The sequence below is a fragment of the Synechocystis sp. PCC 6714 genome (genome assembly GCF_000478825.2).
Taxonomy (GTDB): domain Bacteria; phylum Cyanobacteriota; class Cyanobacteriia; order Cyanobacteriales; family Microcystaceae; genus Synechocystis.
This window is the reverse complement of sequence record NZ_CP007542.1, coordinates 426,414-441,719: the sequence shown is the minus strand read 5'-3', so window position 1 is coordinate 441,719 and position 15,306 is coordinate 426,414. Positions and strand designations below refer to the sequence as shown.

The 15,306-nt window shown below is 48.5% G+C and carries 14 protein-coding genes; 5 read left to right on the top strand and 9 right to left on the bottom strand.

The window, feature by feature from the left end:
• Nucleotides 1-52: 52 nt before the first annotated feature.
• Nucleotides 53-574, top strand: coding sequence for a hypothetical protein (locus D082_RS01955; protein WP_028948677.1), 522 nt, complete (start codon nt 53-55; stop codon nt 572-574).
• 90 nt (nt 575-664) lie between these two features.
• Here the strand turns inward: D082_RS01955 and D082_RS01950 are convergent, their stop codons facing one another.
• Nucleotides 665-1,366: a GUN4 domain-containing protein gene (locus tag D082_RS01950; protein WP_038529920.1), complete on the bottom strand. Its 702-nt coding sequence runs from the start codon at nt 1,364-1,366 to the stop codon at nt 665-667.
• A 462-nt stretch (nt 1,367-1,828) separates the two neighbouring features.
• On the opposite strand from D082_RS01950, the gene D082_RS01945 reads away from it, so the two are divergent.
• From D082_RS01945 to apt, 3 genes are all read left to right on the top strand, one after another.
• Entirely contained in the window at nt 1,829-3,085 is a 1,257-nt protein-coding gene (locus tag D082_RS01945) for an MFS transporter (protein ID WP_028948679.1), read from the top strand.
• 169 nt (nt 3,086-3,254) lie between these two features.
• On the top strand, nt 3,255-3,551 hold the full coding sequence (locus D082_RS01940) for a DUF2973 domain-containing protein (RefSeq protein WP_028948680.1): 297 nt from the start codon (nt 3,255-3,257) through the stop codon (nt 3,549-3,551).
• A gap of 124 nt (nt 3,552-3,675) precedes the next feature.
• The gene (gene apt / locus D082_RS01935; RefSeq protein WP_028948681.1) at nt 3,676-4,194 is read left to right on the top strand and encodes an adenine phosphoribosyltransferase; all 519 of its coding nucleotides are present in this window, start codon (nt 3,676-3,678) and stop codon (nt 4,192-4,194) included.
• A 341-nt stretch (nt 4,195-4,535) separates the two neighbouring features.
• On the opposite strand, the gene D082_RS18890 is transcribed toward apt, so the two are convergent.
• The 5 genes from D082_RS18890 to D082_RS01910 all read right to left on the bottom strand — a co-directional run bounded on the left by D082_RS18890 (nt 4,536) and on the right by D082_RS01910 (nt 8,814).
• Nucleotides 4,536-4,826: a transposase gene (locus D082_RS18890; protein ID WP_238546796.1), complete on the bottom strand. Its 291-nt coding sequence runs from the start codon at nt 4,824-4,826 to the stop codon at nt 4,536-4,538.
• Nucleotides 4,827-4,903: 77 nt separating this feature from the next.
• Complete coding sequence (locus tag D082_RS18885; protein WP_028948682.1) at nt 4,904-5,263, bottom strand: IS630 transposase-related protein; 360 nt, start codon at nt 5,261-5,263, stop codon at nt 4,904-4,906.
• A 165-nt stretch (nt 5,264-5,428) separates the two neighbouring features.
• A complete protein-coding gene (locus tag D082_RS01925; protein ID WP_028948683.1) occupies nt 5,429-7,210 on the bottom strand; it encodes an iron uptake porin in 1,782 nt (593 codons plus the stop codon).
• A gap of 585 nt (nt 7,211-7,795) precedes the next feature.
• Entirely contained in the window at nt 7,796-8,230 is a 435-nt protein-coding gene (locus tag D082_RS01915; protein WP_238546795.1) for a hypothetical protein, read from the bottom strand.
• Complete coding sequence (locus tag D082_RS01910) at nt 8,230-8,814, bottom strand: GNAT family N-acetyltransferase (RefSeq protein ID WP_028948686.1); 585 nt, start codon at nt 8,812-8,814, stop codon at nt 8,230-8,232. Before D082_RS01910 ends, D082_RS01915 begins: the two co-directional genes overlap by 1 nt.
• A 196-nt stretch (nt 8,815-9,010) precedes the next feature.
• On the opposite strand from D082_RS01910, the gene D082_RS01905 reads away from it, so the two are divergent.
• Nucleotides 9,011-9,790, top strand: coding sequence for a class III extradiol ring-cleavage dioxygenase (locus tag D082_RS01905; RefSeq protein WP_028948687.1), 780 nt, complete (start codon nt 9,011-9,013; stop codon nt 9,788-9,790).
• On the opposite strand, the gene D082_RS01900 is transcribed toward D082_RS01905, so the two are convergent.
• From D082_RS01900 to D082_RS01890, 3 genes are all read right to left on the bottom strand, one after another.
• Complete coding sequence (locus D082_RS01900; protein WP_038529914.1) at nt 9,747-10,103, bottom strand: DUF1349 domain-containing protein; 357 nt, start codon at nt 10,101-10,103, stop codon at nt 9,747-9,749. The genes D082_RS01905 and D082_RS01900 overlap by 44 nt on opposite strands.
• A gap of 233 nt (nt 10,104-10,336) precedes the next feature.
• Complete coding sequence (locus D082_RS01895) at nt 10,337-11,701, bottom strand: NAD-dependent succinate-semialdehyde dehydrogenase (protein WP_028948688.1); 1,365 nt, start codon at nt 11,699-11,701, stop codon at nt 10,337-10,339.
• Nucleotides 11,702-11,801: 100 nt separating this feature from the next.
• Nucleotides 11,802-15,053 carry an efflux RND transporter permease subunit gene (locus D082_RS01890; protein ID WP_028948689.1) on the bottom strand — a complete coding sequence of 1,084 codons (3,252 nt, stop codon included), beginning with the start codon at nt 15,051-15,053 and terminating at the stop codon, nt 11,802-11,804.
• Nucleotides 15,054-15,306 lie beyond the last annotated feature (253 nt).

Here is a 15,306-nt window from a genome sequence, read left to right as displayed (position 1 = left end):
GGAGAGAATAGCCAAGTTACCCATCAAGCCGAACCATTAAATTATTCCGTTTATGTCCTATCTGATCGCCGTTGTGGCCAACCGTATCGCCGCCGAAGAAGCCTATACAACCCTGGAACAGGCAGGATTTGCCCAAAAGAATTTGACCATCATTGGCACCGGCTATAAAACCGCTGACGAATTTGGCCTAGTGGACCCCAAAAAGCAAGCTATCAAAAGGGCAAAACTAATGGCCATTTGGCTAGTTCCCTTTGGTTTTGCTGCGGGTTATTGTTTTAACCTCATCACTGGTTTAGATACATTAGATTGGGCTGGAAACCCCGGCAACCATATTGTTGGGGGCCTGCTAGGGGCGATCGGTGGGGCCATGGGCAGTTTCTTTGTTGGTGGTGGTGTTGGCCTAAGCTTTGGCAGTGGGGATAGCCTACCCTATCGCAATCTACTCCAGGCGGGCAAATATTTGGTAGTGGTGGCCGGTGGTGAGCTACAAAAACAACGGGCAACCGATTTGCTCCGTCCCCTTAATCCTGAATATCTGCAAGGTTACACTGCACCGGATGAAGCGTTGGTGTAAGAGGACTCCATCTAAATAGCTAAGCTCTCCATGGGTGAATCGAACAGTAAAGAAAATCTATTGCAGATTAGATTAGACAGACTGATCAACTTACCAACCGTACTGGGACCAAACGGGATGATTGTAAAGGGATTCTGCTACCCTAACCCCCCGCAATTGATTTAACAATGGCAAATGACCCTGGGGGGCCGACAAGTCCCAGGTGAATCCCTTGGGCCAACGGGTCCAAACGTTACCGCTTTTCCAGCCAATTTTCGGCCAAAGCTTAGTAAATTCTTTCCCGGAGGCTAACCAAAGTCGCCGTTGCACCGAAAAGCCGAAATTACCGTTGGAGTGGAGCCACCAGAGGGCATTAATGGTGTGTAAATCTAGGGCAGGAAATTTTTCTACCTCGGTGAAATAGAGCCATTGTCTTTGGCTGGCGCCAGGCCCGGCCAATTCACACAATTTGTCCCGGGTAATTTCGTCAGCGGTTTCAAAATCCTGTTGCGCCAGAGCTGATTGTAGGGGCTGATAGTCAATGCCCTGGGTCGAATCCAAAGGGAAAATTCCCTTGGGGTAACGTTGTTGCAACTGCTGAGTCACACTTTCTCGTTCCAAATTCCTCAGGGTTTGATAGGCGTTACCCACCGCCAACAATGGTTTTTCCAGCGGGACGTTTTTGGCCAAATAATCGAGCAATGTCTGCTGGCCTGCTTCCCCCATTTCTGCCAAAGCGGCGATCGCCGTTAACTGTTTTTTTTCTGAAGCATCATGGAGTTGTTGGGAAAGTTCAGTCAAAGTATCAGACATAGAAACAGCGGGATTAATCAGCCTTCAAACCCCATTATCTGCCATGAGCGCGGCGAACACACCGTCAAAATTTTTCTATTGGATAGAAGATCCCATAACTGCGGAGCCCCGACCAAGGTTTAAACATAAGATCAACCAGTCACTTTTTGCCGTTAACTCTAATGCCTTAAAATCTCCCTGCTTACCTTTTCAACACAAAATTCCTGCCATGAACAGACCGGCCACCGCTACGGGTTTGGAATTGTGGCAATGAATGGACTGTACCCATTTGGGCTAAAGTTTAGTGCTAGGCAGAGGGGCGAAAAGTAGAAATGGTATTATGCCCTGTAAGGTTTTTGGTGATTTTGCGTACAAAGAAACCAAGCAGTCTAGCCAGGGGATTTGGGTTTATCATGGAAAGGCGAACTGTAAAGAAACTTTAAGCAGTTGTCCTCCGCCACCTTTCCTTCCAGCTAATTTTCCGTGAGTTCTTTCCAGACCCTCCGCCAATTATCTCCTTCCACTCAGAAGACCTTTGCTCTGTTGTTCGCCTCAGTGCTGATGTTTTGGCTCAGCCTGACATCTCTCCTACCGACCCTTCCCATGTATGCCCAGGACGTGGGGGCTACCAAACAACAAGTGGGTTGGATTATGGGGAGTTTTGCCCTGGGCTTGTTGGGTTCCCGTCTTTGGATTGGCCAGTTGGTCGATCGCCGGGGGAGAAAAATTGCCATTCTTATTGGTGCGTTGGTGGTGGCCGTTGCTCCTTTAGGCTATCTATTCACCGCTAGCGTCGGTGCTTTGATGGTGATTCGGGCCTTCCATGGTATTTGCCTAGCGGCCTACACCACTGGCTATAACGCTCTAGTAGTGGATTTATCTCCGCCTCAACAACGGGGGGAAATCATTGGTTATATGAGCTTGGCGGTGCCCATTGGCATGGGTTTTGGCCCAGCGATGGGAGCATACGTTTCCCAAGAGATCGGCTATGAACTTTTATTCATCATCTCTTCCCTTTTAGGTTTTCTCTCCCTTATTCTGGCTCTCCAGGTAAAAGAAAATCGGGTTCTAGCTAAAACCGCGGAAGGACAAATTTTTGAGCAAAATTCCACTCCCCGGTCCATCGGCAAACTACTCACCAGTCGTTCCATGGCCGTGCCAACTCTGGTATTGCTACTGATCGGACTTTTATTTGGTAACTTGGCCACGTTTCTACCCCTGTTTGTGAGGGAAATTGACTTGGCCACCTATGCCGGAGTTTTCTACAGTGTAGCGGCGATCGCCAGTTTCGTGCCCCGGGTATTTCTGGGCCCGTTGGCCGATAGCTACGGCCGGGGGCTGTTCATTGCCAGTAGCCTGATTTGCTATTTGTTATCCATGGTCTGCTTGGCCGAAACTGATAATTCCTGGGAATTGTTAACCGCTGCTGCCTTGGAAGGGGCCGGTAGCGGCATTTTACTGCCCACTACCATTGCTCTCATTTCAGATCGCTCTTCTCTTCAGGAAAGGGGTAGGGTTTTTGCCCTCTGCATGAGTGGTTTTGACGGAGGCATTGCCATTGCCGCACCGATTATGGGGATATTAAATGAGATGTTTGGTTATCGCCACGTCTTTTGGCTTAGCGGTGGCCTGGCCCTAGCGGCGGTGATCGTTTTTGCTACCTTTTCTAACCCCACCATCGGCCGTTCCCTCAAGTTTTGCCTTGGTCGCAGTCGGGACCTCTACGCCATGCCCCAGTAGTGGAAAGATCAGGACGGCATAATTCCTGTCAACGGCGAAAAATCTTGTTAAGCTAGAGGGGGACTTAGGCGGTCTATCCTAAACTTTTTCCTGCCCGGTTCCATGCCAAAAGGGAATTTCCACCATGGCGCTCAGCAGGATAGCCATCGCAAAATTGGGGAAAATTTCAGTGTTGCATCTCATCTACATTTTGGCCTTTACAGTGATTGCCTTTCTTGCCGTCAGCAACCTGATTCGGAGTCTGATTTCCGTCAGCATGGGTAGTCAACGTACTGCCCCCAACAGCTTTTCCCGTCGCTTTGGCCAGAGTAGCCATCCGGAATTGTTCGATGACCAGGGGATGCCCATTAGTGAACCTCTGTTAGTAATGCGCTCCGTTAATGTAGATGATGCCAGAGAAAAATTAAACGCTATTTTTGACGCTTCCCCCAGTGTTACCCTCCAGGAAGAGGAGGAAGAAAAATAACCGTGGGATAGGGTCTGGTTTCCAAGGCAATGATTAAAGTTGTCTTCCTATTATTCCCGTGGCTGTGGTTAACGGTACACTGTAGCCTAAACCTTTCGCTGCAAAGACGTTGGACTATTGCCTTATGGATTTAAAAGCTTTGATTCGCAATATACCGGACTTCCCCAAACCAGGCGTTATGTTCCGGGATATTACCACCTTGCTCAATAGCCCAGAGGGACTGCGCTATACCATAGACTCTCTAGTGGAAAGGTGCCAAGCCCAAGGTCTTGCGCCGGACTATGTGGTGGGGATAGAATCTCGGGGCTTTCTTTTTGGGATGCCCCTCTCCTATCAAATGAATGCAGGCTTTGTCCCAGTGCGGAAACCGGGTAAATTGCCGGCCCCCGTACATAGGGTGGAGTATGAATTGGAATATGGCAAAGATTCGCTGGAAATTCACCAAGATGCCCTAGCCTCTCATCATCGGGTATTAATTGTGGATGATTTAATGGCCACAGGGGGTACTGCCAAGGCCACCGCAGAATTGTTGAATCAGATTGGCTGCGAGGTGTTAGGCTTCGCTTTTATCATCGAGCTTTTGGCCTTGAATGGCCGTCAATGCTTACCCGATTTACCAATTATCTCCCTAGTAGAATATTAGCTCTTTCAGTACAGGTCAGGGCCTGGTCAAGACTAACCACATTTCACCTTGCCGATGGTGAGAGGTTGGGGGGGGGTAAACAAACCACAAAAATCTTAGGTATAGCTAGTTAAATTAAATATAGGACACTATGCTACACAGTAGTTACGAATAATTTCATCTATGCTTACACCTGGAGAGGCGTATGTTCTTGCTCTTTTCAATGCACTAAAATCATGCTCTATGTCATTAAGATCTGGCGAGTAGGTAGGTATAGTCAATTCAAATAAGATTGAGATGACAAAAGTCTTTACCAAAGACGCTTTTAGCTCCGGTCAGTGTCTTACTTTCAATTAAATCAACTATAAAAACAAAACTGTATGTCCTGCCTCTTCCACTATTTTTCTAATCCTACTCTTTCTATGAATAGGCGCATTACCCATAATTAATACCGATGGAATTGTTAATGCAGGTATCAGGTATAATTCAAGCCATCCTTCAAAACCTTCGGCGTTTAAACTTCCACTAAATAGCATCGGTGCTATCAGCTCTTTTTTGTTTTTTCTTCTACCTGCCACAAGGTTTTCTTTCTTTCCTCTTTTTCCTTGCCTTTCCCCATATACTCTCTCTCCTCTTTTTGACCATCCGTACACTGAAGAGGCAAACTCCTCAAAACCAGCCTCATCTATGAATACAAGGCTTGCAACCCCATAAATTAGAATTAGCTCTTTCAGGATTTTTTGATATTCTGCTCTTTTTTCTTCATCTCTTTCTTTATATAGTAACTGTTTTTTTTTCTCGTAATTCCCATTTCTTTAAATCTATATGACAGTGCACTAGGAGTTACACCGAATTTCTTTGCTCTCTCTTTCATCGGCATATCCGGATTTTCCATCACATCTTTCTCCAGCTCTTTTATATCTATCTTCCGACGCCGGTTCTTTACCTTCGTTGGTTCCAGATTTTCCCGGCTTAACCATCTATAAATTGTCTCTCTACCTACCTTAAATATTTTTGATGCCTTCGTTACACCATTCCCTTCTTCTAGAAAACTTATTACTCTTAGTCGTAAATCTAGATCGTATGCCATAAATTGCTTATTAGTTTAGTCATTATTTATAATATAGCATTATACACACCGTCCGCCCCACTCTTATTTCAGTTAGCTATAAAAAACCCCCACCAACAAGGCGGGGGTCCGAAGTTTGGAAGTTATGTTCTGGTGTGAGTTTTCGTTTTTACCCTTACAAAGTTTCTAGAACTTGAAGGTGGTGCGAAGAACCCCAACCCAGATGGCACTATTGTTGCTGTTGGCTTCAGGGTTGAGAATTACGTAGGCACCAGGGGTAATTTGGATATTTTTGTTCACAGGGAACTGATACTGGGCCTCGATGATATAAGGGGAGTTACGGTCATTGCTGATGCGATCGCCGTTCAGACTACCAACGTAGGGAGCATAGGGCATCAAACCACCACTCAAGGACAATACCGCACCCTCTTTGAACACATCAATGACAGAAAGGGCAGCATTCCAGGTCCAGAGGTCAGCGCCTAAACCATCACGATTTTGGGGATTATTGCCGGTGTTGAAACCTTGGGCTGTGGCATTGGCGTAACCAAACCAACCGGAAAGATTAAACTTGTCGGTGATCTGCCAGGTAGCTTGGAGGTTATAGGTATCCATGGTAGTGGCCGCCTGGTAGAAGGGATTACTGGCAATGCGGCTACCGGTGCTACCGGTCAAGTTAACATCACCTTGGCTGTAGTACTTGTGCAAGTAAGAAATACCAAAGCTGAAGTTATCAACTGGTTTGATATCAAACTGAACCCCTGTGCTATAGCTACCATTCAAGAAGCCATTACCACTTTTGAAAGTGTTTCTTCCATTGGGGCTCTCAAAAACATCATCGGAGGGGTTGCTGGATTGGGCGGTGTCAGCCAAGTAAGCGGCACTGACGGTGAAAATGTCATTGAATTTATAGCGCAACGCCCCACCAGTTCCCTCAGGACCCCGGTTTACGAAGGGATTATAGCGGCTAAAGCGGCTCAATGCACCGCTGTCTCCACTTTCCAGATAGGGATTGTAGGTTTTAAATACGTCATCCAACGCTAATCCCACACCCCCAATCCAGGTGGTCAGGTTGCCCATGGGAAAGCGATAGAACAATTTGTTGATGTCAACGTTATTGTCCGGGCTGGAACCGTCAAAGGCAAGACGGGCCATGTTGGTACCGGTGGGACCAGACAAGTTGGGTACACTGCCAGCCTGCAAACGGGTACGCAGTAAGTCTTTACCGGTAAAGCTGGTGTCGAAGTTTAAACGAACCCGACTGGAGAGGGTCGCATTTTCTTCCACGGGAGCGGGGGCCGCCGCCCCAAAGTTGTCAATATTGTCCTGTTGCCGCCAATCCACAGCTTTGTCCCCACCCCACTGGTCAACCAAAGCAAAAACGGCGACCCCATTCAGCTTGGTGGTGGTGGAAAATTGGTGATCTTCTAGGAAGGAAGTACGAGTTTCCAGGTTATCAATGCGGGCGCCGAGGGCGGCCAATTCAGCTTCAAACTCTTGCATTAAGCGCTTGAGTTTATCAATGTCTTCCCGTAAAACCGCCACGTTCTCCTGGATTAAACGCTCCATTACGTTCATACAGGCGTTTAAACCAGCGGCAAATTCCCAACGGGATAGAGCCCGATCACCCCGGAAAGTCCGGTCGGGGTAACCGACAATACAACCGTAGCGTTCTACCAAACTTTTCAATGCTTCATAGGCCCAGGCGGTGGGTTGCACATCCCGCAACTCGGACACACTGGTCACCTGGGACATATCGGTGATATCTGGGGTAGCCGCATTGAAGGTGCCGGCATTCTGACGACGACGCATCAGTTCCAGACTGTCACCCTGATAATTAATTTTGGGGAAATCTCCAGGGGTAGCCAACTCACCTGTGGACTGGGCCATGGCGCCAGGAACAACGGCCAAGGAGCTACCTAGGGCCAACGGAAACAGCTTCAGTAAATGACTGGTTAACTTATTCATAACAAGGGGATCCTCACACCGATGACAGTAATCAAGCTAGTCACAACTGACAAATTGATAAATTCAATCGTAGTTGAAACTTAGTTTATTAACCTTTTTCTTGATCAAGTAAAGACCAAAAAATTCCTCACCCGGGATTTTAGCATCTATCCCAAACAATTCCAAGGGTGCTGTGTATAGAGCGATGCAAAAAACGTATAATCCTTGTGGGAAAAGCTTTTTGCCTAGCAATTTCGCCACCAATTGCTTGCTGTCCCCTAGAGTTTTCACCCAAATCCACTCCGGACTTATGCGCCAATAGCTTATTCATAAAACATGTTTATAAGTGTCATCTGCCCCTTAAGCTTTGCTTAACAGAACCTTAACCTCCAATTAACTTCAGGTTATTGAAGCAAAATTATTCGGCTGAAAACTATATTTTCTCCCCGGAAAAATTACTGGTTCGATCACATTTACAGTCCAAAAGATCCACTAAAACCCCTCAAATTCGGAGGTAGAGCGCGGCTCTATGGCACCATTGATGATAACAATAATTATTTTCATTGCCATGTTTGTCAGTGGCTAAAGTTGCCCCTTGACCTGCGCCTAAAAAACTGTGGCATTGGGACGAGCGCCCCTTACCGTAGAAGGAAGAACCCCCACTAGGGAAGCCACGGCGGAATCCGGTAGAAAAGCAACGGTGCGGTCATCGAACCAATTTTCTAACTGATTGAGAATTACTTGGGCCCTTTCCATGGGAATGGGATTATCGACAATTTGTTTGAGTAGTACAGTCCATTGTCGACGGATTAGATAGGCCTTAATTTGTTCGGTGGGGGAAGCAGAGGGCAACCAAGAGAGATTGCCTACCGGATAACAGAGGGTTACATCCTCGTCTAAATCTCCCCCGACAAAAGCGCCAGGGCCGGCAAATTCAGCGTGGTAGGGCTTGATCAAAATGACCCCATTGCGGCGACGGGGATTGATCACCAGGCATTGCTTATTTTGCAGATGCCCCAACAGTGCCTCGGCGGGAGTCATCAGGGGCTTTGGTGAATGGGGGTGGGACAAAGAACTTCCGTAGTGAGAATTTTTTCCCATAGTAAACGCCGGGGTTTTTGCCATAGCCAGGCCCGCCAACTCCATTCCGCCTCTTGGTAGATAAATCCCAGGGTTTGATAGAGATTTTGGGCCCCTAGGTTATTTTCCATCACATGGAGACTAAGGCGGCCGCATTGCCATTGATCGGCGATGGCTTCACATTTTTGAATTAACTGCTTAGCGATGCCCAGGCGACGGTGTTGGGGACTAACGGCCAGGTTGGAGATGTAGGCGGTGGTTTTGGGCCGGGTAAACCAGTGCTTGAGGGAAACTTCCGCAGTGCCGATGATTTCTCCATTGTCGGAGTTGACTGCGATCAAACAGTGGTAAGCACTGTCCCCATTCCGCATCCGTAGTCGCAAATCTTCACTGATGCCCAACCGCAAGAAGGGATAGCTCCACATTAGCCAATTTTGGGGTGGATGGAAACTTTTGAGCAATAGATTAGCCAGGGGCGGGATGTCTTCCACTGTGGCCGCACGAATTGCAATGGATAGGAGAGGAGTAGATGCGGACTTAACCATTCAGGCGGGGTAAGGAAATAATACCGTTCCCGGAATTATACAAAAATTTTTTACTCCGAGGAGACTGTGCTCCATTTCCAGGTTGCCGAAGGGCTGGGATCAAATATTCCGGCGGTAAAATATCTAAATGGGGCAAAATTAATTGCCCTCATCAGCTCTTCCATGTTCCTTGCTGGGAATTTATTCTCGATACCCTATGGCCTTACTTCCAACCATATTTATTTCCCATGGTGCGCCAAGTTTGATTTTAGAAAAGGATGAGACTACGGAATTTTTCATGGCATTGGGCCAACAAATTCCTCAACCCAAGGGCATTATTTGCATTTCTGCCCACTGGGAAACCCCGGAACCATTGGTGACATTTAATCCCCAACGTCAAACGATTTATGATTTCTTTGGCTTTCCTGAAGCACTTTATCAATTAAATTATCCCGCCACTGGTTCTGAGATTTTTACGAATCAGGCGATCGCCGCTTTGACAAATGCTGGTTTTCCGGCCCAGTTGCATCCCAGCCGGGGCTTTGATCACGGAGTTTGGGTTCCCCTAAAGTTAATGTATCCAGAAGCTAATATTCCGGTGATTCAGCTATCGCTTCAACCAAGTCAAAATGCAGAGTATCACTGGAAAATTGGCCAGGCTTTGCAAAAATTGAGGCAAAAAGGTGTTCTTATCCTGGGCAGCGGCAGTGCGACCCATGACTTGTATGGATTTCGCCGTTATGGCAAAGATTCCGCCCCCTTGGACTATACGCTCAGTTTTGACCAATGGTTAGTGGACGCCATTGAAAACGGCGATCGCCAAACCCTGCTTAATTATGAACAAACTGCCCCCGAAGCCCAGCGGAACCATCCGACTCCGGAACATTTTTTGCCCCTATTTGTAGCGATGGGAGCCGCTTCTCAACCTCAAGGTCAAAGAATTCACCGGGGATTTACCTATGGCACATTATCCATGGCGGCTTTTCAGTGGGAATAAGAAAGAATAGACTAATCGGAATGATTTTAGCCTGGCCCATCTCATGGAAGTCTTTGCCAGTTTTAATCCAGTGCTTCTCATCGACCCGGAGCATAATGCCCGCCTGGTCGTATAGATCCTGGTAGCTGCCACGAATTTTAACCTCCACAACAAAGTCGGTGCTCACAGTATCGAAATAAAAGTGGCCATTGTCACGGATAAATCCATAGTGGGTAATACACCAGAAATCTTTTTTGGGAGCGGTTTTAACGATTAAGCGATCGCCTAATTGTTTCCAGTTGGAGGGGACATTCAGCCATTGCATCAGAGTCATCTTCCTATTGGTATCAACTCCATTCGCTCAAGTGGTGGTGAAATTTATAGTTGACTTAATTGAAAGTAAGACACTGACCAGAGCTAAAAGCGTCTTTGGTAAAGACTTTAGTCGTCTCAATGTTATTTTGATTGACTATATTTGAACTAAATGATTTAGATTCACCATGCTAAAAGGGATTTTTCATCAACAAAACGATGCTATTTTGGTAGCGATTTGAAAGTGGTGGTGGACTAAGCAATCCAAACAGTTTTGGCGTTGACAAACTCTAAAATGCCCATGCGTCCCAGTTCCCGCCCAAAGCCGGAACGTTTAATGCCGCCAAAGGGAATGCGGGGATCGGATTTGGTCATACCGTTAATAAATACAGCCCCGGCTTCTATGCCCCGGATTAGTTTTTGTTGATTTTCCGGGTTACTTGTCCACGCACTGGCCCCTAAACCAAAGGGAATGTCATTGGCTAGGGCGATCGCCTCCTCTAAATTATTGACGGTAAATCCTAGAGCGACGGGACCAAAAAACTCTTGGCGATAGGTGGGGGCATGGAGGGGAATATTGGTGAGCAAAGTGGGGGGGTAAAAGTTTCCAGGCTGGTCTAAGGGCTTACCTCCACACCAGCATCGGGCCCCAGCGGTAATGGTCTGGTCTACTTGCTCAACTATGTCGGCCAGAATGTCCGGGGTGGCTAGGGGACCAATATCAGTGGTTGTTAGGTTCGGATCGCCCACTTGGAGAGCTTGAAATTTCTCCGTTAAACGCTGAAAAAATTCCTGGGCAATACTGGCTTGGACAATGAATCTTTTGGCGGCAATGCAGGATTGACCATTATTTTGCATCCGGGCTGGCACCGCTGTTTTGATGGCTTCCTCCAGGTTGGCATCTTCGAGGACGATGAAGGGGTCGGAACCGCCCAATTCCAACACAGTTTTTTTAATTTGCCCTGCGGCGGCGCTGGCGAAACTAGCTCCGGCCGGTTCACTGCCCGTTAAGGTTCCTGCTTGGATGCGGTCGTCGGCCATTAACTCGCTGGCCGCCTTTCCTCCAATTAATAAAGTCTGAAAAGCTCCCTCGGGAAAGCCTGCGGTTTGGAAAATTTCGGCGATCGCCAGAGCACATTGGGGAACGTTGGAAGCGTGTTTGAGCAGGGCCACATTACCGGCCATCAGAGCGGGGGCCGCAAAACGAAACACTTGCCAAAAAGGAAAATTCCAGGGCATCACCGCCAAAATCACCCCCAGGGGTTGGTAGGCAATAAAACTCTGACTGGCATCGGTGGGTACCATTTCATCGGCCAGGAATTCCTCGGCCTGATCGGCATAAAAACGACAGACCAGCGCACATTTCTTCACCTCGGCGATCGCCTGTTGGATTGGTTTACCCATTTCCAACGTCATTAGGGCAGCCCATTGTTCCTGCCGTTGTTCGAGGATATCCGCCGCCTGCCGTAACCATTGACCCCGTTGGGCAAAGGATAAATGACGAAAACTTTGGAATGTTTCCTGGGCCAAATCCAGTTTGGCATTTACTTCTGCCGGACCATGGGCGCTGAAAGTCTGCACCGTTTGGCCCGTGGCCGGATTAATAGTGGCGATCGCCATAGGTTAATGCCTCCCCCTCAAGCTAGAAAATTCCATAATTTAAGTTGCCCCAAAGCCATTGGCTTTACTTTCTAGTCTAGGTTGCTGGCCCCTGATCTTGCTAGCTGGGGTTAGTGACAGGCTCCCCATTATCTTCCCCGGAGGAAGGAGGCGGATTAGAACCATCTTCCCCCTTTTCCCCCTTCAAAAAGCGAGCTTCAGCCTCTTTAACAAGGGTATAGAGCACAGGCACTAGGAACAAACTCAGCACTGTGGAAATTAAGAACCCTCCAAAAATAGCTGTGCCCAAAGACCAACGACTCATGGCCCCAGCCCCAGAAGCAATCACCAACGGCCAAAAACCCACTAACCCGGAAATGGCCGTCATCAAAATAGGTCGCATCCTTTCTTTCGCAGCAAAGGCCGCCGCCTGGGGAATCTTCATGCCCAAGTCCATGGCTTGGTTGGCAAATTCCACAATCAAAATGGCATTTTTACTGGCTAGACCAATCAACATCACCAATGCCACCTGGGCATAGACGTTATTGTTCACCGCTGGCCACACCATCTTAGTAGCCACCATGAAATTGGCCCGCAGGAGAATGGCCCCCATGGCCCCCAAGATGGCAAGGGGCACCGTCATCATAATAATGGCCGGATCCACATAGCTCTCGTACTGAGCAGATAGTACCAGAAACACCATAATGAAAGCTAGACCGAAAATAATCGGTGCCGCCCCAGCCGATTGCAGTTCTTCGTAGCCTGTGCCATACCAAGCATAACCAATGGATTCCGGGAATAATTCCCGGGATAAACGTTCCATGGCCTCCATCGCTTGGCCCGTACTGTAACCGGCGGCGGGGGATGCCTGCACATCCACAGCGGGGTAAATATTGAAGTGGGTCAGAATGGGTGGGTGGGTGGTTTGCTTAACATCGATCAGATTACTCAATTGCACCAAAGCACCAGTGCGGGAACGGACATAAAGGCGGCCAATGTCCCGGGGATTGGAACGGAACTGCCCATCGGCCATGGCATAGACTTGGTAGAGTCGTCCTTCCAAAACAAACTGGTTAATATAGTTCGACCCCATATAAGTGCCAATGGTGCTGAAAACTTCGGAAATATCGACATTTTGGGCGTTGGCTTTCTCCCGGTCCACCCCAATTTCCAACAGGGGAGCATTAAACGTAAATTGAGTGAAAACCGTCCGGGGATCTAGGGCTGGCTCCTGGCGCAATTTCTCCATATATTGCTGGACGTAATCCAAGAAGTTGCCCAGGGGAATACCACCCCGATTTTGAATATAAAAATCAAGGCCTCCGGTGCTACTTAAGCCATCCACCGGGGGAGCGTTAACCGCAAATACCTGGGCATCGGGGATTTTTTGGGCTAATTCCCGATTAATTTGGGCTAAAAGACCGAAGACAGAACCCTTTTGCCCCGGACGCTCATCCCAATTTTTTAGCTTGACGAAAAAGAGGGATTTGCTGCTGTCATTACCCAGAAAACTGAACCCCCCCATACCCAGCACGTGTTCCACTTCCTCCCGGGCAGCCACAATCTCGGTGGCTTGGGAAATCACATCCTTGGTGTATTCAATGGAAACCCCCGCCGGAGAATTGCCTAGCATGAAGAAGTAGCCTTGGTCTTCTTCTGGGATAAATCCAGTGGGGGTCATGTTGTAAACAAAGGCAGTGAGGGCAATGCTGGCGATGTAGATGGGAATGGCTAACAGTCTCACCTTCAATACCATGGCGATGACGTCCCCGTACCGCTCTTTCATCCAGTCGAACCCTCGGTTAAACAAATTGAAAAACCAAGCAAGGGGCCCATGGGACGCCTGTTTACGACGCATGAGAATGGCGGACATACTGGGGGAAAAGCTAATGGCATTAAAGGTGGAAACGGCCACAGCTGAAGCCATAATGACGGCAAATTGCTTATAGACAATGCCGGTGGTGCCGGGGAAAAAGGTGACGGGAATGAACACCGCCATCAACACCAAGGAAGTGGAAATTACTGCCCCCGTCAGTTCCCCCATGGCATCCAGGGCTGCTTGAAACGGTTTCATGCCCTGGTCTAATTTAACTTCGATCGCCTCCACCACCAGAATGCCGTCATCCACCACTAGCCCTGTGGCCAGGATGACCCCAAAGAGGGTTAATTGGTTCAAGCTAAAACCGAAAGCCAAAGCAAAGGCCATGGCCCCAATGAGGGAAACGGGGATGGCTAGGGCAGGAATCAAAGTGGTGCGCCAGTTTTGCAGAAAGATAAAAATTACCAGAATTACCAGCAAAATGGCTTCCACTAGGGTCATCACCGCCTCCTCTAGGGAAGCAGTTACAAACAAAGTGTTATCCAAAGCCACATCCGCGTTTAACCCCGGCGGAAACATGGGTTGCAACTCGGCCATTTTTTCCTTGACCATGTTGGCGGTGTCTAGGGCGTTAGTGCCGGGTAATTGGTAGATAACAAAAGCCACTGCTGGGGCATTGTTAAATAGGGCGGTCTGAATATAGTTTTGGGTACCGATGGTGGCCCTTCCCACATCTTTAATGCGGATGAGACCACCGTCCTCCCCTACTTTGACCACAATTTGTTCCGCCTCTTCGGGGGTGGTAAAACGGCTTAGGGCCCGGGCATTAATCTGGAAACGTTGTTGGTCCGTCACCGGTGGTAGGTTAACCCCCCCTACCCCCACTTGGACGTTTTGGTTACGGATGGCATCAAGGACGTCTGAGGCGGTTAAATCCCTAGCGGCTAGGGCGTCGGGGTCTAACCAAAACCGCATCGCATATTCGGACGCTCCAATGATGGCGGCGGAGCCTACCCCCTCAATCCGTTTAATTTCGTCCAGTAGCACCCGGTCCACAAAGTTGCTGACAAAAACATCGTCGTAGATGGGTTTTCCTTGGTCATCATTTTCGGAATAAACCCCATAGGCAATGGTGACGGAGGGGGACTGGGTCTGGGTTGTTACCCCCTGGCGGTTAACAACTTCCGGCAAGCTGGACGCGGCAATGGAGACGTTGTTTTGCACCAAGACCTGGGCAATGTTGCGGTCCATTTCCACCGGAAAATAGACGTTGATGGTGCTGGTGCCGGTGTTGTCGGTGTAGGAGTTCATGTAGATGACCTGCTCCGTACCGTTAATCTGTCGTTCTAGTACCGTGGTGACGTTATCCACCGCGGTTTGGGCATCGGAACCCACATAGTTGGTGGTCACCTGCACCTGTTTGGGGGCCATGTCCGGTAATTTGGCCAGGGGCAACAGAGGTAAGGCGATCGCCCCGATGAGGATGATAACGATGGTGCACACCGTGGTCAGCACGGGGTTTTTGATGAAAACGTTGGAGATACTCAGCAACATAAACCTGGGGGGCTACGGAAAGGCAAACCGGACTTACGAACTCACTGACGGTAAAATCCCAAAAAGCTTCCCCAATGGCGATCGCCGGGGATGGGAATACCCAAAACGTCAAAGATCCCAATCATCTTAAGGTTTTTTTTGGAGAATGGAGCCAATCCCCATAGTTTCTTCAAATTTGCCAAAATCAGCCTAGCCCCGGATCCGCCTAAGCAGAAAATCCAGGGCTAATCTTTCCTTTGTCTACTGACTAATG